The 17,850-nt window shown below is 49.6% G+C and carries 17 protein-coding genes and 2 pseudogenes; 14 read left to right on the top strand and 5 right to left on the bottom strand.

All coding sequences use genetic code 11. The features are described from left to right. The first annotated feature begins 360 nt into the window (after positions 1-360). From J1778_RS18025 to J1778_RS17975, 12 genes and pseudogenes are all read left to right on the top strand, one after another. A complete protein-coding gene (locus J1778_RS18025; protein ID WP_238484803.1) occupies positions 361-1,986 on the top strand; it encodes a ShlB/FhaC/HecB family hemolysin secretion/activation protein in 1,626 nt (541 codons plus the stop codon). 21 nt (positions 1,987-2,007) lie between these two features. After that, positions 2,008-2,337: pseudogene (locus J1778_RS18020) on the top strand (two-partner secretion domain-containing protein); the annotation flags it as partial. A gap of 217 nt (positions 2,338-2,554) precedes the next feature. Then, positions 2,555-3,109, top strand: coding sequence for a ParB N-terminal domain-containing protein (locus tag J1778_RS18015; protein ID WP_238484787.1), 555 nt, complete (start codon positions 2,555-2,557; stop codon positions 3,107-3,109). Positions 3,110-3,144: 35 nt separating this feature from the next. Then, positions 3,145-3,471, top strand: a complete 327-nt coding sequence (locus tag J1778_RS18010; RefSeq protein ID WP_217174333.1) for a zinc ABC transporter substrate-binding protein — start codon at positions 3,145-3,147, stop codon at positions 3,469-3,471. A gap of 352 nt (positions 3,472-3,823) precedes the next feature. Continuing rightward, on the top strand, positions 3,824-4,141 hold the full coding sequence (locus J1778_RS24750; protein WP_217174332.1) for a DUF4258 domain-containing protein: 318 nt from the start codon (positions 3,824-3,826) through the stop codon (positions 4,139-4,141). Then, positions 4,134-4,400: a hypothetical protein gene (locus tag J1778_RS18000; RefSeq protein WP_113878396.1), complete on the top strand. Its 267-nt coding sequence runs from the start codon at positions 4,134-4,136 to the stop codon at positions 4,398-4,400. Before J1778_RS24750 ends, J1778_RS18000 begins: the two co-directional genes overlap by 8 nt. A 157-nt stretch (positions 4,401-4,557) precedes the next feature. Next, positions 4,558-4,731, top strand: a pseudogene (locus J1778_RS24810) (hemagglutinin repeat-containing protein); the annotation flags it as partial. Between the two features lie 231 nt (positions 4,732-4,962). Next, a complete protein-coding gene (locus tag J1778_RS24805) occupies positions 4,963-5,202 on the top strand; it encodes a hypothetical protein (RefSeq protein WP_338019652.1) in 240 nt (79 codons plus the stop codon). Between the two features lie 52 nt (positions 5,203-5,254). Continuing rightward, positions 5,255-5,482 carry an HNH/ENDO VII family nuclease gene (locus J1778_RS17990; protein WP_217174331.1) on the top strand — a complete coding sequence of 76 codons (228 nt, stop codon included), beginning with the start codon at positions 5,255-5,257 and terminating at the stop codon, positions 5,480-5,482. Positions 5,483-5,491: 9 nt separating this feature from the next. Further along, positions 5,492-5,956 (top strand): SMI1/KNR4 family protein, encoded by a 465-nt coding sequence (locus J1778_RS17985; protein ID WP_217174330.1) that lies wholly within the window; start codon positions 5,492-5,494, stop codon positions 5,954-5,956. Between the two features lie 284 nt (positions 5,957-6,240). Next, positions 6,241-6,774, top strand: a complete 534-nt coding sequence (locus tag J1778_RS24640; protein WP_238484786.1) for a VENN motif pre-toxin domain-containing protein — start codon at positions 6,241-6,243, stop codon at positions 6,772-6,774. Positions 6,775-7,101: 327 nt separating this feature from the next. Further along, positions 7,102-7,350: a hypothetical protein gene (locus J1778_RS17975; RefSeq protein WP_217174329.1), complete on the top strand. Its 249-nt coding sequence runs from the start codon at positions 7,102-7,104 to the stop codon at positions 7,348-7,350. 80 nt (positions 7,351-7,430) lie between these two features. Here the strand turns inward: J1778_RS17975 and J1778_RS17970 are convergent, their stop codons facing one another. Both J1778_RS17970 and J1778_RS17965 read right to left on the bottom strand, forming a co-directional pair. Continuing rightward, entirely contained in the window at positions 7,431-7,934 is a 504-nt protein-coding gene (locus J1778_RS17970; RefSeq protein WP_217174328.1) for an SRPBCC family protein, read from the bottom strand. Between the two features lie 191 nt (positions 7,935-8,125). After that, the gene (locus J1778_RS17965) at positions 8,126-9,223 is read right to left on the bottom strand and encodes an NADH:flavin oxidoreductase/NADH oxidase (protein ID WP_112290884.1); all 1,098 of its coding nucleotides are present in this window, start codon (positions 9,221-9,223) and stop codon (positions 8,126-8,128) included. Between the two features lie 122 nt (positions 9,224-9,345). Here J1778_RS17965 and J1778_RS17960 point away from each other — a divergent pair, with 122 nt between their 5' ends. Both J1778_RS17960 and J1778_RS17955 read left to right on the top strand, forming a co-directional pair. Continuing rightward, positions 9,346-10,248 carry a LysR family transcriptional regulator gene (locus J1778_RS17960; RefSeq protein ID WP_217174566.1) on the top strand — a complete coding sequence of 301 codons (903 nt, stop codon included), beginning with the start codon at positions 9,346-9,348 and terminating at the stop codon, positions 10,246-10,248. A gap of 49 nt (positions 10,249-10,297) precedes the next feature. Beyond that, positions 10,298-10,594 carry an Rdx family protein gene (locus J1778_RS17955; protein ID WP_217174327.1) on the top strand — a complete coding sequence of 99 codons (297 nt, stop codon included), beginning with the start codon at positions 10,298-10,300 and terminating at the stop codon, positions 10,592-10,594. 45 nt (positions 10,595-10,639) lie between these two features. On the opposite strand, the gene J1778_RS17950 is transcribed toward J1778_RS17955, so the two are convergent. From J1778_RS17950 to J1778_RS17940, 3 genes are read right to left on the bottom strand one after another with little or no spacing between them, the layout of a single operon-like run. Further along, the gene (locus J1778_RS17950) at positions 10,640-13,888 is read right to left on the bottom strand and encodes a type I restriction endonuclease subunit R (protein WP_217174326.1); all 3,249 of its coding nucleotides are present in this window, start codon (positions 13,886-13,888) and stop codon (positions 10,640-10,642) included. Beyond that, a complete protein-coding gene (locus J1778_RS17945) occupies positions 13,885-15,222 on the bottom strand; it encodes a restriction endonuclease subunit S (RefSeq protein ID WP_217174325.1) in 1,338 nt (445 codons plus the stop codon). Before J1778_RS17945 ends, J1778_RS17950 begins: the two co-directional genes overlap by 4 nt. Continuing rightward, positions 15,219-17,567, bottom strand: coding sequence for a type I restriction-modification system subunit M (locus J1778_RS17940; protein WP_217174324.1), 2,349 nt, complete (start codon positions 17,565-17,567; stop codon positions 15,219-15,221). The genes J1778_RS17945 and J1778_RS17940 overlap by 4 nt, the downstream gene beginning before the upstream one ends. Between the last annotated feature and the right edge of the window lie 283 nt (positions 17,568-17,850).

Below are 17,850 nucleotides of genomic sequence, written 5' to 3'. Positions count from 1 at the left end.
CGCCTGTCAGGGTTGAGATTTTGCGTTGATTTGGAAAGGATTGAAAGGACAGAAAAGAAAAGAGGCCGGGCCTGAAGACACCCTCATCCCACGGCGAGTTAACTTTATTTCTCAGTTATCCGGTCTTTTTATTCAATCGTTTAATTAAGCATTTCCATAAAATACTAAGAATCCTGATAATTTTCTATTTATCTGAAATAAAAATCTGAGTTTAAGAAATATTAAGAAATGAGATTTTGTGTAATGAAACGTAAACTGATATAAAGACGGCGTCAGGCCCTTGTCGCATAACTAAAACTAATTGATTCGTAAATAAGGACATTTACAATGAATATTTAAGCCACGTGCTGGGCTCTCTTTCTGGCCGCCTTTCCGGTGCATGCCGCGCTGCTCAGTCCGGCAGACAGGGACAATATTGAGCAACAACAAAGAGATCGCCTGCAACAACAGCAAATGCAGCGTGATGAGCTGGAAAGAAGCCAGACGCTCTCTTTACCCGTCCCCGCCCCGGCTCACTCTGACGAAAAACCGTGCTTTACTATTTCCACCATCAATATTACTCAAGCCAATCATTTATCTTCCAGCGCTCAAGACAGGTTAACGAAACCTTTAATTGGAAAGTGTTTAGGCATTAAGAGAATTACCCAGCTCGTGCAGGAAATATCTGATGCCTATATCGAACGCGGGTATATCACCAGCCGTGCTTTTCTTTCCGAGCAGGATCTCTCACGGGGAGAGCTGAATATTACAGTGATGGAAGGCAAGCTTCAGGATATTCAATTAGATAAACACAGCGACCGTATTTTGACGATGGCTTTCCCTGGCCTTAAAGGCAAGATCCTCAATCTGCGCGATATTGAACAAGGCATGGAACAAATCAACCGGTTGCGCCAGACGCCGGTCCAGATTGAGATCCTTCCGGCTGAACAACCGGGTTATTCCATTGTGAATTTAACCGCCACGCCGGAGTTTCCACTTAGCATTGGGGTGGGATTCGATAACAGCGGGCAAAAAAGCACCGGTACCGGCCAGATGAACGGCTCGCTGATCGCCAGTAATGTGCTCGGACTGGCGGATCAGTGGTTTGTCAGCGGCGCGAAAAGCAGCGATTTCTCCAGCAGCCACGACGCCCGCAGCGTGCAGGCTGGCATGAGCGTGCCTTATGGCTACTGGCTGATGAATTACAGTTACAGCTACAGCGACTATCTCAACACCGTGAATTCTCAGGGCTTCGGCTGGCGGTCAACCGGCGATTCCCAAACCCATCGCGTCAATCTTTCCCGCGTCGTATTTCGAAACAGCGATATCAAAACCGGTGTATCTGTCGGGATCAGCAACAATATGGCGCGTAACTATCTCAATGATGCACCGCTGGCCAGCAGCAGCCGCAAGCTCAGCAATGTCAGCGTGGGCATCAACCATAGCCAGAAACTGTGGGGAGGATTGTCCACGCTGAACCCGACATTCAGCCGCGGCGTGCCCTGGTTAGGCGCGGAAGACGATCAACACAAACCTGACGATGCGCCCAAAGCAGAGTTCTCCAAATGGTCACTGTCCGGCAGTTACTACAAGCCGGTCAGCCAGAAAGTCACCTTCCTTTCCAGCGTTTACGGTCAGTGGACCGGCGACCGTCTATACGGCAGCGAACGCCTGACGATAGGCGGTGAAAGCTCGGTGCGCGGCTTCAAAGAGCAATATCTTTCCGGTGACAACGGCGGTTACTGGCGAAATGAACTCAACACGGCGCTGTTCAATATGCCTTTGCTGGGTGCCATCAACGCTGTGGCCGCGGTTGATGGCGGATATCTGCATCATGATAATCACGACGTTAACGCGGCAGGCACGCTGTGGGGCGGCGCGGTAGGGCTTAGCAGCAGCGCCGGTCATTTCTCCAGCCAGTTTACCGTCGGCTGGCCCCTGCGTTACCCCGGCGATTTAGCCCCTGACCGCATCACGGTGTATTACCACCTGAATGTCGTGCTGTAATTTCTGATAAGGATATCGAAAATGGAAAAGAATACGTTACCGCCGGTCGCTGTCTGGCGTCGTCTGATGAGTTACACCCTGATGACCTTTCTCGCCATTCAGCCGGTGATGCCTGCCGTGGCGGCAGGTGTGCAGGTGGCAAACGGCGCAACGCAGGTCGATCAGGCAGGAAACGGCGTGCCGGTGGTTAACATCGCGACACCGAATCAGGCGGGCGTATCCCATAACCAGTATCAGAATTTCAACGTCGGCACCGAAGGCTTAATCCTCAATAACGGCACAGACCGGCTGACCCAAAGCCAGCTTGGCGGCCTGATCCAGAACAACCCTAATCTGAAGGCCGGGCAGGAAGAATGAGGTTGAGAATAATGCGCTGAGTTCAACTCAGGCACTGGCCTTCGATAAAGAACTCGCGGACTGCCGGAAATCGGGTGGTGACTGCCAGTCAATCATCGATAAATGGAAGCAAGTCAGTGACAAGCAGAGTGCGGAAACTAATCAGAAGCTGAAAGACGATCCGCTGGAAGCACAGGAAATTGATAAAGAAATCGCCCAAGGTGGTTTCGATATGACGAAGCGCCCAGCTTGGTTGGATAATATCGGTGCTGATGTAATGACCAGCAACGAGGCAAAAGCCTATGTTCAGCAGTGGAACGGCCAGGATCTGGCAAATATTGATGTAAACAGCCCAGGCTGGACGAAGTTTGCAGTATTTGTCTCAGATCCGGAAAATCAGGCCATGCTAGTTTCGGGTGGGTTACTGGCGAAGGATTTAGTACAACTAGCAAAAGCTACCGTAACCAACTTATCCCAAGGCGGCATTCCGTTCGCAATAAAAAGTATGCAAGTTGGATTACGGAATCCACAGCAGGTGGATCAGCTTAAAAATGATATGGTGAGTGGTAATTATAAATTTACAGCGCCTGAGGGTCGTATTGCTGGATATGTTGATAGTAAAGGAAATTATTATATATCTGAAGGTAATCACAGGATGGTTGCAGCTCAGGAAATATACAATAAAACAGGGGATGCTTCGTATATAGAAAAGCTTATACAAAATGGCTCATGGACTCAGACTAAAAATGCTCCGGCTGGAGCTTCTTCTATGCCGACAAGAAAGTGATGAGTTTTATTCATATTAATCATGAGGATGGATACATGTATAAAAATGAGATATACGTAAAAATGTTAGGGCTTGCACTGCCTTATATACGAAATCTACAGCGGCTGGAAAAGAAAGAAAAAAGCGTGGATTTATCTTGCTATCTGGAAGCTGAACTTGTTCATAATTTGACGCTTACTATCCTAGATAAGGATTTTAAAGAACACGATATATGGTTTTTAAATAATCAAGCGAAATATTACTTTGAAAAATGTAATGAAGATATATCTCCAAATTACAATCAGCATTGTATTTATATAAAAGAGCTATTTAATATAGTGCCTGACGATTTGAAGCCAAAATTAACGTGGGTTGGCCCATAATAAAATAGGTCCCAACCCTTGCGGTTGGGATTTTTTTTACCTGTCAGCCGTCAGCCCCACTTCCCGACCGGTGGTCGTTTGGCAGTGATCACACAAATAAACTGTTGCGGTTGTGGTTGACTGCTCTTTAACAGCGCCGGGGAAAGTGGCTTACAGGGTGCAAAAGTGCACGTCGGGGGGGGGCGTCCGACCATCAGAATGCACAGGCGGAAATGGCCTGCAATATACTGATAGCACTGGGAAAGTTAGTGTGCACTGGCCGACTTCGCAACGGATAAAGTTGTTGTTGAGAATAATGCGCTGGGGCGTAATTGTAGTCCAATGACTTGTAAATCCTTGGTTGATCCGATGGATGGTGGATTTAGGCGGAGGGCCACGTGGTGGATCATACAATCCTACGGGAAGAAGTGGGGATCCCATAAATACTAAAGGCTCCAACGTATCCACAGTTATCGGTGAACGGAATTACTCAGCCCATGCTGTTGACCGTATGCAAGGAAGAGGAATTCCACCATCAGCAATAGAAAATACAATCAAGACTGGAACACAATATTCCACTAAATCTGGGACGACTGGTTACTATGATTCGACAAATAATTTGCGTGTAATTGTTAACTCAAATACTGGGAGTGTTGTGACAGTTATTCCAGGGGCACCGAAAAATGAATAATGTAATGCTATATGAAAAAATAAGAACCATTTTACTGCACGATTGGGATCCAATCGGTGTTAGTGATTTACCAGACGCTCAGGATGAATATGACTCATATGTACACCCAATCTCTGAGATGCTTAATCAAGGAAAAAGTGTTAACGAAATCTATACTTACCTTCGGTGGGTTGTTAATGATTACATGTGTTTGGATGGTAATGAAGATGTGGAACGTGCTATTGCTGAGAAGTTAGTAAATATATTAATAACCCATTAAATACAACAAGATCCCGGCCTAGTCGCCGGGATCTTGTTATCTATCATTCAGCCGCAGCACATCGTTGCCTACCCCGCTGGCCTCCGGAAAAGGTGAAGTCTGATTCACTTAGTAAATAAGCTAGGCCGTTAATCCAGACGCTCTTTAAAAACCTGGCATCAGAATCTTCGCCGACGTCAACGCTGCCGCAGGCAAAAACCACGGCGACGGCACCACCTGGACGAATTCCGAAACCGGCGCAGGCAACAACCTGAACATCAATGCCGGTAACGATCTGAACATCAGAGGCGCTCAGGTTTCCGGTGAGCAGATCACCGCTGAGATTGGCCGCAACCTGACGGTCGAAAGCCTGCAGGACACCGAACATTACGATTCGAAACAGCAGAGCGCCGCAGCGGGCGGCAGCTTCACCTGGGGCGGCGGTGGCGGCAGCGGGTATATCAGCCTGACGCAGGACAAAATGAACGCCGACTATGCCAGCGTCACCGACCAGAGCGGCATATTCGCGGGCAACGGCGGCTTCGACATCACCGTCGGCAACCACACCCAGCTTAACGGCGGCGTGATTGCCTCCGGTGCCGCGTCGGACAAAAACCGCCTCGATACCGGCACGCTGGGCTGGAACGACATCCGCAACAAAGCCGATTACAGCGTCGAGAGCAGCAGCGCCAGCATGAGCTCCAGCGGCCACACCACGTCGCAATTCATGGGCAATATGGCTAACGGCATGCTCGCCGGGCTGAACAACGACGGCAGCGCCACCAGCACCACCGGTTCCGCTGTCGCGGACGGCACGATCTGATTTATTTGATCCTAATACTGTGGATTCCAGAGGGCGATCCAATATCCAAAGAATGGAGAAAGGTCTCGCTCCTTTGGATTCAAATGGTCAATCTGTAAATCTTCATCATATGTTACAAAAGCAAGATGGTCCGATAGCGGAAGTTACGCAGAGTTTTCATAAGGATAATCATAGTGTTATTCATATTAATGATAACAAAATACCTTCCGGCATTGATCGTAATGAATTTAACAAATGGCGCTCTGATTACTGGAAACAGAGGGCTAATGATTTCAAATAGTAGGTAATTATGAGTGTCGATAATGTTAGAAAGGCCATCTCTATAATAAATCAGCATCAAGATGATGCTGATTTTGAGGGTGTTAAAGAAGAAAAACTTATTGATCTTGCAGAGAAAACTCTTGGTGTTGAGTTTCCTGATAGCTATAGGTTTTTTCTAAAAAACTTAGGTTGTGGTGATATCGCAGGACAAGAATTTTATGGAATCATAAAATCAGATTTTATCAATTCCGGTATACCCGATGCTATATGGTTAACCATTAAAGAGCGGCAAGAATCAAATTTACCTGAAAATTATGTGATTGTAAGTTCAACAGGTGATGGCGATTATGTTGTGATGGACTGTACAAAAAAACAAGGAAATATAATCTTACTGTGGGCTCCGGGTCTAAAAGAACAATCAGCAGCTTTTAAATCATATTACGATGATTTTGGAGACTTTTTTTACGATCAAATCGTAGCAGCATTAAGTTAATACAGCTAAAAAGGAAAATCCCAACCCTTGCGGTAGGGATTTTTTTATCTGTCATTCTGCAGCAGCACATCGATGCGTACCCCCGCTGGTCTCCTTAAAAGGTGAAGTCTGAGTCACTTAGTAAATGACCTAAAGTCGTTAATCCAGACGCTCTTTAAAAATCTGACACCGCGTTAAATGACTTCAGCACCGGCAGCGATAAACAGAAAGCCGTACAGGCGATCACCGCCGAAGGCGCCCAGCGCATAATCAGCCACGCGCTGGCCGGTGCCGTCGTCGCCGAAATGCAAGGCGGCAATGCCGCTGCGGGCGCGGCCGGTGCCGGGCTGTCAGCCGCAGGCGCGAAATACATCGCCGAAGCGCTCTATCCGGGCAAAGACATCAAAAATCTGAGCGAAGAAGAGAAACAAGGCGTGGTTGCGCTGGCAACGTTAGCCTCAGGGATCGCCGGTGGCGTCGTCGGAGGAGATGTAAGCTCGGGGATCGATGGGGCTAAGGGCGGGAAGAATGAGATTGAGAATAATGCGCTGAGCCTCGGCGATGCCTTTGGTATTCAGGATGGTAAGTATTTTGAAGGTGCCGCCTCTTTAGGAAAAGAGCTTTTGCAAGATCCAAATCTGACTGTTCAAGAAAAACAAACAATCCGTAATCAATACATAAAAGGCGATCTACCTGAGGATGTCATCAAAGCTATCTTGGAAAATAATCCAGGATCAGACACTGTGATGGCATTATTGAATGCAAAAAATCCAGAAAACTTTGCGTTAGCACTATTAAGTTCATTACCTGCTGAACGCGCACTAGCCTTAATTGGGTAATGACAAAAGGCGCTCAGGTGACTGGAATCTTTAATATAGCTGATCGAGTGTACGCTCAATTAAATGACACGCGGTTGGGTAATTTATCTGGGAAGCTTAACGCTGCGGAGCTCCAGAAGTTAGCTAACAACCCCGCAGCAGTATGCGTTTATGAAGCAAGGAGTGGCCATATCAATGTAATACAAAGTGTTGATGAAAAATTTTTCGCATCACACTACCAAATAATGAAATGAAGATAATATCTGTCGGCCCTATAAGGCCAAACCAAGTGAAAAATCTTATCGAGAAAGGTTCTTTTGTTCCTATATCTTGAGGTGTTTAACGAGAATGGCAAAAATACATATTGAAGAAATACAAAAATATCTTGCGACACGAGGTGAAAAAGATGTATTGCCTCATGTGAACAACGGCGAAGGTTATTTCCTTGAAATCCGATTTGATGATCAAACGCAGAAGACTTCACACTGCATAGATGAAGAGCTTAAAAACAAAGTCATCACGGCTGATTGCCCTTACGGAATGGTGACAATTATTTTTGGTGATGACGGGCAACTCGTCTCTTTAGATTTAAGTTGATCGCTCAATCCCGCCCTTGTTGGCGGGATCTTACTTTATACGTCAGCTTATTACTTTTCACTCGCCAGCCGGATGATCAGCTATCCCCGCGCCGCTTTAATCATCCCGTCGAGCCATTCCTGATGACCGTTGATCATCGGATTAGGTCGCGTTATCGCCAGTTCGCGTGCGGGTTTTCCATTTTGCGTTTCCTGCGTCAGGATACGTACGCGGCCGCCGGACAGTTCTTCGATAAGCCACGCGTGATGCACGTCGAGACGGGTGTCGGCATCGCCTTCTGCCCAGCCGTGCCACGCCATTCGCGCTGGCTGGCCTTTGACCGGCGGGACGTATTCATTAATCTGCGCTTCCACCGGAAAACCAAAGGTGCTGAAACGAAAACGTGCGCCGTCGCTCAGGCCCGGTCCGCTGCCGTCGTGGAAGTCAATATCAGATGCATTACTGTAGTAAACCGGCCAGGCGGCAGTGTTATCAAGTTGTGCCCAGAGTTCTTCCACGGTCACGCCGGTGATGATCATTTCGTTAGACGCGAAGTTGTCGGTTTCGCCGGGGATATAGCCTTCCGGCCAGTTGATCGCATTCATGTGTGTTTCCTTAATGTCTGTGGAACAGCCTGCTGGCTGGTGTTCACAAAGAATACGCATCGCCGAGATATTACGGAAATCACCGATTTTGATAATAAATATTCATTATTTTTATATCTGAGCGCCGGACAAAAAAACAGGCAGAAGAAAGCTTCTGCCTTGTGGGTTAATGCGCTGATGTAAAACGAATATCAGCTGATGCTGTAACGCTCAAGCCAGTGTGCATAAGGCGCAGGCAGAACCCATGAAGGGTTGTCTTCGCCCAGCTCTTTCGCCAGCGCATACGGATAATGCGGGTTGGCGAGCATAGCGCGGCCAATCATCACCAGATCCATATCTTGTTCGCTGATGCAGCGTTCGGCGATTTCAGCGGAAGCGACACCCCATGAACTTGCCACCGGTAAACCGGCTTCGGCACGCACGCGGCGCGACACCGGTGCAAGGAAACCAGCACCCCATGGGATCTGTGCTTCCCAGGTCGAGAAACCGACGCTGACGTTAAGCATATCCAGCCCTTTCTCACGCAGAATACGGGTCAGTTCGATAGATTCCGCCAGGGTTTCTTCATCACGGCCATCGTATTCGATCACGCCAAAACGCGCGGTGATTGGCAGGTTTTTCGGCCAGACGGCATTAACGGCGTCGAAAGTTTCAATCAGGAAACGGCTGCGACCGGCGAAATCACCGCCGTATTCGTCGGTACGGGTGTTGGAATGCACGGAGAAGAAGCTTTGCGCCAGATAGCCGTGGGCGAAATGCAGCTCCAGCCATTCAAAACCGGCATCGCGCGCGCGTTTTGCGGCAGCGACAAAATCGGCCATCACGCGCTGGATGTCGGCTTTGGTCATTTCTTTTGGCACTTTTGGCAGATGTTTGCCGAATGCTACCGCGGATGGCGCGATGGTCGCCCAGCCACGCGGATCGCCTTCAGCAATATGGTCGTCCCCTTCCCATGGCAGATTGGCGCTGGCTTTACGGCCTGCGTGGCCGATCTGGATCCCCGGTACCGCGCCTGCGGCTTTGATGGATTTGGCGATCTTCGCCAGTTCAGCGGCCTGTTCATCGTTCCAGATCCCCAGACATCCCGGGGTGATACGGCCTTCCGGTGAAACCGCCGTCGCTTCGACAATCACCAGGCTCGCGCCGCCGCGTGCCAGCGTGGCGTAATGCACCTGATGCCAGTCATTCGGCACGCCATCAGTGGCGGAATACTGGCACATCGGCGGAACGGCAATACGGTTTTTTAAGGTGACGTCTTTGAGGGTAAACGGCGTAAATAGTGCAGACATAATTTTTCCTCGGTGGATTGGCACATTCAGCACACAGAGTGCTGCCAAAGAGCTATAAGCAGAAGTGTAGAAATATTATAGTGCGTATCAAATTTCGTTATAACTCAATCGGTGCCCTGCCCATGCGCAATCTGAAAAGTCTCGACCTCAACCTGCTAAAGACTTTCGATGCATTGCTCGACGAACGCAGCGTGACCCGCGCCGCAGAACGGCTTTCCCTGACGCAACCCGCCGTGAGCAGCATGCTGACGCGTCTGCGGGAAAGCTTTGACGATCCCTTATTTGTGCGGGCGCGCTACGGCATCGTGCCAACTGAACGCGCTCTGGCGCTGGCTAAACCGGTTAAACGGGTGATGGCGGAAATCGAGGCGCTGTTGCAGCCGGAAGTCTTTGTGCCCGCTGACTGCGAGATGACGTTTACCCTCGCCGCCACCGATTACGCGCTGAGCGTCATTATCGTGCCGTTCTTTTCCCTGCTACAGAAGCGGGCGCCGGGCATTCATCTGTCAGTCCAGCGGGTTGAGGATTCGACCATTCAGGGTCGGCTGGAGCGCGGTGAAATCGACCTCGCGCTGCTGACGCCGGAGACAACCCCACCCGATCTGCATATCCGCCATTTATACGATGAGCGGTACGTTTGTACGCTGCGCAAAGGCCATCCGGCGCTGGATAAAGGGAAGATTTCACTCGAGACTTTTTGTCAGTACGATCATGCGCTGGTGTCGCTGAGCGGAGAGAATTTTACCGGCGTGACGGATACCGCGCTTCAGGCGCTGGGTAAAAAGCGCAATGTGGTGCTGTCGGTAAACAGTTTTCTGGTGCTGCCGCCGGTCTTACAGACCACGGATTTAATCGCCGTGGTGCCGGAACGGCTGGTGCGCGACGCGGCAGGACTGGAAGTGATGCCGCCACCGCTGGACATTCCCGGCTTTACTAAAGTCGCCGCGTGGCACGAACGCTCGCATCTTTCTGCTGCGCATCAGTGGCTTAGACAACAACTGGCGCAGGTCTGTAGCGGACATTAATATCTGCTTTCTAAAACATCGATAAAATCCTCATAAAAGGGTCCGCACTATGGAAAAACTGCCTGCCATCACCATCACTTATTGTTCCCAATGTAACTGGCTGCTGCGCGCTGCGTGGATGGCGCAGGAGTTGCTGAATTCGTTCAGTACCGATCTGGCGTCCGTGACGCTGATCCCCGGTACCGGCGGGATCTACGAGATTAAAGTCGATGACCAGTTAATCTGGGAGCGTAAACGTGACGGCGGTTTTCCGGATGCTGCGCCGCTCAAACAGCGCGTGCGCGATATCTGCTTCCCGGAGAGATCGCTGGGGCATGTGGATAAGAAGAAGATAGGTGAAGAGTAAGACGTTGCATTGACGCTGCGGCTTTCGCCGCAGCCCATTCACGTGTTAACCGGCCTTCAGCATATCTAAAATGACTCTTGCATAACCTTTAGCGATGGCGGGACTGGAAAGATATTGCATCATGATTTCCTGCTGGGCGGCGTTACAGTCCATGATGGCTTCATCGACCGCTTTTGGAAAGTCTCCCAGCATCACCTGCTCAGACGTATTATTGGCAAGTTGCGTCATAACCGTCTGGTTTTCAGAAATCTTGCCGCACACAGTGTGTAAGCCGCTGATCAAATCTCTATCTGTCAGATTATCGGTAATAAACAATTCGTTTAAACGCTCCAGCACATGCGACAGAAAATCCTCTTTCTTGTCTTTGGGTTTCGCCGAGCCGACGTCATTACCGGGTTGCAGCCGGTCGTCAGCACTGCTGTCGGTAAGCCGCAGACTTTGCTCGCGCATTTTCGATAAACGGTAATGGCTCATCACCACATTCTGCAAATCCACGTCATCTTCCTGCACGTTTTGTTCCCGCAGTAGCGGGCGCAGATGCCGTGCGAACAGGCTGAGTTTCTCCAGATCCTGATTGTCGTAATCGATAATCTGCGAAATAAACTCGTAGAAGCGCACAAAGCTGCCGAGGTCTTTTTTGAAGATTTCCAGCCGGTCTTTTTCCTTTTTACAGTCTTTAAAGGTGTTCTCCGCATTGGCGATAATTACCGGATCCTGCGTTTTTTTGGTGCGCTCAAACATATCTTTCGCCTGCTTATAGGCTTCAATCGCCGAGGCATAGCGTTTCTCCCAGCGCACGACGGCGGGTCTGCTGATATTGCTTAGGGCGGCGCTGGATTTGTTTTTGCTGAAAAAGGCGGTGCAAAACTGTTCGACCTCGCTCCACTGAAAAATCCCGCCGGTGCGCAGTTTTTCAAACAGTTCGAAAACCAGTGCCGGATCGGACACATCCATCAGCTCAGCGGTCTGATAATAAGGCTGAAAGGCAGCGAGGATTTCGTCCGGCTGGTTAAAGAAATCGAGAATAAAAGTGCCGGATTCGGCTTTACCGGGACAGATGCGGTTCAGACGGGAAAGGGTCTGCACGCACTCGACGCCGCCGAGTGGTTTATCGACATACATGGCGCACAGTTTCGGCTGATCAAATCCCGTCTGGAATTTGTTTGCTACCAGCATCACCTGATAATCGTCGCTGTCGAACGCCTTGCGCATATCACGCCCTTTCAGGCCGGGATTCATGTTGGATTCCGTGAATTTCTGCCCGAGCTGCGCGCTGCTGTTCGGGTCGTTTTCGGTAAATTCCACTTCACCGGAAAATGCCACCATGGCGCTGATTTTCTGGTAATTATTTTCAACAATGTATTTGTCGAACGCCAGTTTGTAGCGCACTGCTTCCTTGCGCGAGCTGGTGACGACCATGGCTTTAGCCTGCCCGCTGAGTAAGTTCATCACGTGATTTTTGTAGTGCTCGACAATCACTTTCACTTTCTGCGCAATATTGTGATCATGCAGCCGTACCCACTGATTCAGCCGGGTTTTGGCCTTTTTACTGTCGACTTCTTTATCTGCATCCGTTTGTCTCTGCACCAGTTTATAAGCCACCTGATAGGTGACGTAATTTTTGAGCACGTCGAGAATGAAGCCCTCTTCGATGGCCTGCCGCATGGAATAAACGTGAAACGCCTGTGGCCGGTTGGTTTTGGACGCTGGTTCGTCCGGGTTGGGAAGACGGCCAAACAGTTCCAGCGTTTTGGCTTTCGGCGTGGCGGTAAACGCGTAATAGTTGAGATTATTGCTGCCGCGGCGGGCAGCCATGGTGGCGTCCATGATGTCTTCGGAAGACAGCTCAACGTCGTCGCCGGTATTTTCCAGCATCAGCACTTCTTTCAGCTGACGCGCCGTCGAACCACTTTGTGAGGAATGCGCCTCATCAGCAATGATCGCGTACTGCCGCTGTTTAAGGCTCACGCTGTTTTCAATCGCTTTCAGCACAAACGGGAACGTCTGGATGGTGACGATAATAATCGGCTGCGAGTTTTCCAGCGCGGCGGCGAGCTTCTCGGCTTTTGAGCCATCGCCGGTCTTATTATTGATGCGCCCGACCACACCGTCAGCATGTTCAAACTGGTAAATAGTGTCCTGAAGCTGATCATCGAGCACCGTGCGGTCGGTGACCACAATCACCGAATGAAACTGCTTTTGGCCGCCGGCGGCATATAGCGTCGAAAGCTGATGCGCTGTCCAGGCAATCGAGTTGGATTTGCCGGAACCGGCGCTGTGCTGGATCAGGTATTTATGTCCGCAGCCCTCTTCCGTTGCGGCACGCACCAGTTTATTCACCACATCCCACTGATGATATCGCGGGAATATCAGCGCTTCTTTTTTGTATTTGAGTCCCTGCCAGTCTTCTTTTTCATCGATTTGCAGATGCACGTAACTGCCCAAAATGGTCAGCAGGTTATCGGGCAGTAACACTTCATTCCACAGATAATCCGTCGCGTAACGGGTCTGGTCGGCGGGCGTCGGATTGCCCTTTCCGCCTTCCGGCGTGCCTTTGTTGAACGGCAGGAAATAGGTATCTTTACCCGCCAGCCGGGTGGTCATGAATACGTCGTACTGGCTGACGGCGAAATGCACCAGCGCCCCGCGTTTGAATGTCAGCAGCGGCTCAGGCTTTTTGGTCGCCGGATCTTTCGGCAGACGGGTGTCTTTGTACTGAGCGATGGCGCTTTGCACTGTCTGCTTGAACTCGGATTTTAGCTCCAGCGTGGCGACCGGCAGACCGTTAACGAACAATACCAGGTCGATGCGCCAGCTTTTGGCTTTCACCCCGCTTTCTGCAAAATGCTCCGCGCTGGCATACGGGCTGTACACCAGTTCCGGTACCACGCGGCAGATATTTTGCCGGTAGCGCGTTAGCGTATCGGGATTCAGGTCATGCTCGGGTTTGAACTGACAAAAGGTAAAACTGGCATTGCGGATCTTCAGTCCGTGACGCAATACGCCGAGGGTGCCGTAGGTGCGCGAAAGTTTATCTGTGGCGTTGCTGTCAGCTTTATTTAACTGCGTCACCAGCGCATCGAAGAAATGACGTTCGGTATCCTGCGGATACACCCGCGCCAGCTTCTCCCACTCTTTCGGCTGCGTGGTGTGCACAAAGGTCAGAACGTCCTGCAGATACAGCGCCCGCTCGCGATCGTAGCCGTCCGGTTTACCGGTGATCCAGCCGTTAGCGCACAACTGCGCGATTATCTCATCCTGAAAAATCCGTTCTTTGGTCGGATCCGACATCATGCCATCACCTCGTCGGATTCAGTTTGCGTGACAGGTACCTGCCAGTCGCGCACATCGATTTTGCCGGTGACGGCGGCGGAAATCAGGGCGGTACGGCGTTCTTGTATTAATTCAATAAACTCGTATGCACTTGTAATTAGTAGGTCATATTTTTCTTTTTGTTTTACTATATAAGAAACAATCTCATGAATCTCAAGGCTCGGAGGTAATGCAACCTTAATACAGCCAACAGTGTCCGTATTTAAATTCAATTGTGTTCCCATCTTTCCTAAACCAAGATATGCCTGCCCAGCATCAAAAATATAAAATAAGTATTTGTTATTAATTTTCAAAGAAGGGAAATATACAAACCCATCATGAATGCAAGCTTTTGAAGTAGTGATACACGGTTTACCGACAGTACCAGCAATACTTAGAAAGAGTTCACCACGTTCTAGTTTCACACTCAAAGATGACCCTAAACTTGAAAGTCGTTGTTGAGTGTCTTTCAGATACATTCCAGCCAGAGATACATCTGCAATACGAGTCCATGCATATTCTCCCTCTTCATCAAAATATTTTTGATCATCAATCGGCCTTGGACTTGCTCCCCTTTTAACCTCAGATAAGTGCTTAATATAAATTACTTTCCAATGCTCCGGCACTTCCCCCAACCAATCAACTCCTGAATCTTTCATCGGCACATCAGGATCCAGCCCTTTGGTCACCGCATGACTGATCACCGCCTGACGTTTTTCTTTCAGCAGTTCAATCAGTTGTTGCTGCTTGCCGATTAGAGTATCGATTTTGGCGGTTTCGTGATCGAGGAAGGCGGCGATTTGGGTTTGTTCTGCAAAGGATGGAATTAAAAGGGGTAATCTCCTAAAATCTTCAAACTTCATTGATTGTCGTAATCCCCCTCCCATGCCATAAAACACTTTTGTCGTATCATAAGAATGAAGAAGACGATACATGAATGGTGAACTCATTTTTTTCGTAAAGACAAGTTTCAAATAAGCCGATGTAATAATCCCTTGTTGTTTTGAAAATCCTACACGAAGACTTCTTTTATCATTCTGGAGATCTGTTAGACGGAGTATTATATTTTGAGGATAAACTAGTTGATAGGTATTAAAAGACTCTGGCAGCAATCCAAAATTATCATCAACGTCTCTGGGTATAATATTTCCATAACTCAACGAAAGAACATTTTTTTCTCTTCCATCTGAGTTTTTTTCGATCGGGGCGTCGCAATTTGAAAATAGTGGTTCTATTGTCCAATGACTAGGCATTGAACCGACCCACTCAACCCCAGACTCCTTATATTCCCCATACGCCTTATACCGCCCGCTCATGAATGCACCTCCTGCAACAGCGCCATGATTTCGGCACTGATCGCATCGAGGTCGGCGTCGATCTCTTTCAGATCGCGTGGCGGCTGATAAACATAGAAGTGGCGGTTGAACGGGATCTCGTAACCGACGACGCCGATCTCGTTGTCTTTCGTATCGCGTTTGTCGGCGTTGATCCAGGCGTCACTGACGTGCGGTTTTACTTCGCGTTCGAAATAGCTTTCGATAAGCAGGCTGGTAGCGACGGAGGGATCGAGCGGGACGTTTTCGTTATCGCGTAAATCACCGTCCGGTTCGAATTCGACCACTTTGCCTTTGTAGCGGAACGCGCCATACAACGGCTGTTCACTCTCTTTCAGGACTTTCTTCACCACCGGTTCGGCTGAAGGATTTTTAGTGGTGACCGCGTCGATAAACTGCTTTTTCTCTCGGGTGTCGAGCTTCACGCACGCAACACTGAGCGCGGTTTTCAGTGAGTGATCAAACTGATTGAAATCGTTGCTGACGCTGTATTTACCGCCGTCAGTTGCACCAAAGGCCATCTGGATCTGACGGGCTTTCTCCATCAGCGTGCGTTGCGCCAGCCACAGTTTGGCATCGAGCAGATCTTTAATCTGCTTCTCTTTCAGCTCAGGGAAATCGGCTTTGATGATGGCGCGGGCTTCAGTTTCAATATCCGAAAAATCGCCATAAGTCTGTGCATTCCACGGCGCGGCGAAATCCTGATACAACCGCTCCATCGGTGCGTTAAAAGGCTTAGGCGCAAAACGTAAAGTGGCAATGGCCTGATCGGTGATTTGTGCGCAAAGGCGCAGAGGACGTTCAATGGTCAGACGACGATAACCGAAATCGGTGCTGTTAAAGATTTTGCTGGCGAAGGTTTTCGGCGCGTCTTTTTTACTGCTGGCGGACTGACGACCCCGGCTGGATTTTTGTTCCGGCGCTTTCTCTAATCCCAGCTCATGCAGCGGGGTCGGATTGATCACCGCAAAATCGCCGAAGGTGCGGGTGATGAGTCTGATGTCATCTTCGCCCATCAGATTACGCTTCGACCCTAACGATTTGCGCATTTTACCGCACAGATTTGAGCCGTCGATCAGCTGAACCTTGCCCTTACGCGTCCTGTCTTTGTTGTTCGACAGGATCCACACGTAGGTCGAAATGCCGGTGTTGTAGAACATGTCTGTCGGCAGCGCGACGATGCCTTCGAGCAGGTCGGCTTCCAGGATATAACGGCGGATCTCGCTTTCACCGCTGCCCGCCCCGCCGGTAAACAATGGCGAACCGTTAAGGATAATGCCGATGCGCCCGCCGCCATCTTTTCCGCCATCGTGCATTTTGCTGATCAGATGCAGCAAAAACAGCAGCGAACCGTCGGAAACACGGGGTAATCCGGCACCGAAACGGCCATCAAATCCTTTTACGGTGTGTTCATCGCTGATCTCGGTTTCGATTTTCTTCCAGTCCACGCCGAACGGGGGATTGGAGAGCATGTAGTCAAATTTGTCGGCGGGAAGCTGGTCGTTAGAAAGTGTGTTGCCGAGTTTGATCAGGCTGACGTCCTGCCCTTTGATGAGCATGTCGGCTTTGCAGATGGCGTAGGATTCCGGGTTCAGTTCCTGCCCGAACGCGCGCATCACGGCCCCCGGATTCAGCTCGTGCAGGTATTCCATCCCCGCCGATAAAAAGCCGCCCGTCCCCGCCGTCGGATCGTAAATGGTGCGGATGATCCCGTCGCGGGTCAGCGCCTCATCATCTTTCATAAACACCAGCGCAGTGGTCAGCCGGACGATGTCGCGCGGCGTAAAGTGCTCACCCGCCGTTTCATTGGATCCTTCGGCAAAGCGGCGGATCAGTTCTTCAAACACCAGCCCCATATCGTGGTTGGATACCGCCGCGGGGCTGAGGTCGGTCGCGGCAACCTTCTGCACCACTTTGAATAACAGATTCGCTTCGTCGAGCTGACTGAGAAATTCGCTGAATTTGAAGTGTTCAAAAATCTCGCGGGCATCGGTGGAGAAGCTCTGAATATAGTTCTCCAGATTATCCCGGATGTCTTTTTGCCCGAGAGTGCTGAGATTCATCGGCGAGGTGTTGAAGAAAGCCAGTCCTCCGGTGGCGCGCAAAATCAGTTTTTCCTGCGCTTCTTCCGGCAAATCCATCGCGTGAACTTTTTGCGCCTGTATCACCACCGCGTCTTTGCTGTTTTCCAGCACGCATTCCAGACGGCGCAGTAAGGCGAAGGGAAGGATGATGCGTCCGTACTGCGACTGTTTGAAATCACCACGTAGCAAATCAGCCACTGACCAGATAAAGGCAGCGGTTTGGGAAAAATCCATCTTAGACATGGAAAGTCCGTTTCTATTTTTCGGAAAGGTAAGTCGAATACATTAGTGATAATGAAGATATAAAAACCAAATACAGATCAAAATACAGGTAATTGATCTGACTTATTTAAAATAAATAATTTTTTATTATGATTAATGCGGGAAGCATTCATTGGAATTATTTATACCTTTTTCCATTCCCAGCACAAAAGGCTCTCTTTCAGACTGCTACCACGCTTTATTTTTTGTGACTTACTTCAAGTTCTCCCCTTTCCTGCCGATACCATAAACTTAAGATTCCTTC

It is taken from the genome of Rahnella bonaserana (assembly GCF_019049675.1).
Lineage (GTDB): Bacteria > Pseudomonadota > Gammaproteobacteria > Enterobacterales > Enterobacteriaceae > Rahnella > Rahnella bonaserana.
Note: the sequence above shows the minus strand (reverse complement) of the source record. Positions and strands in the feature narration are given on the sequence as shown.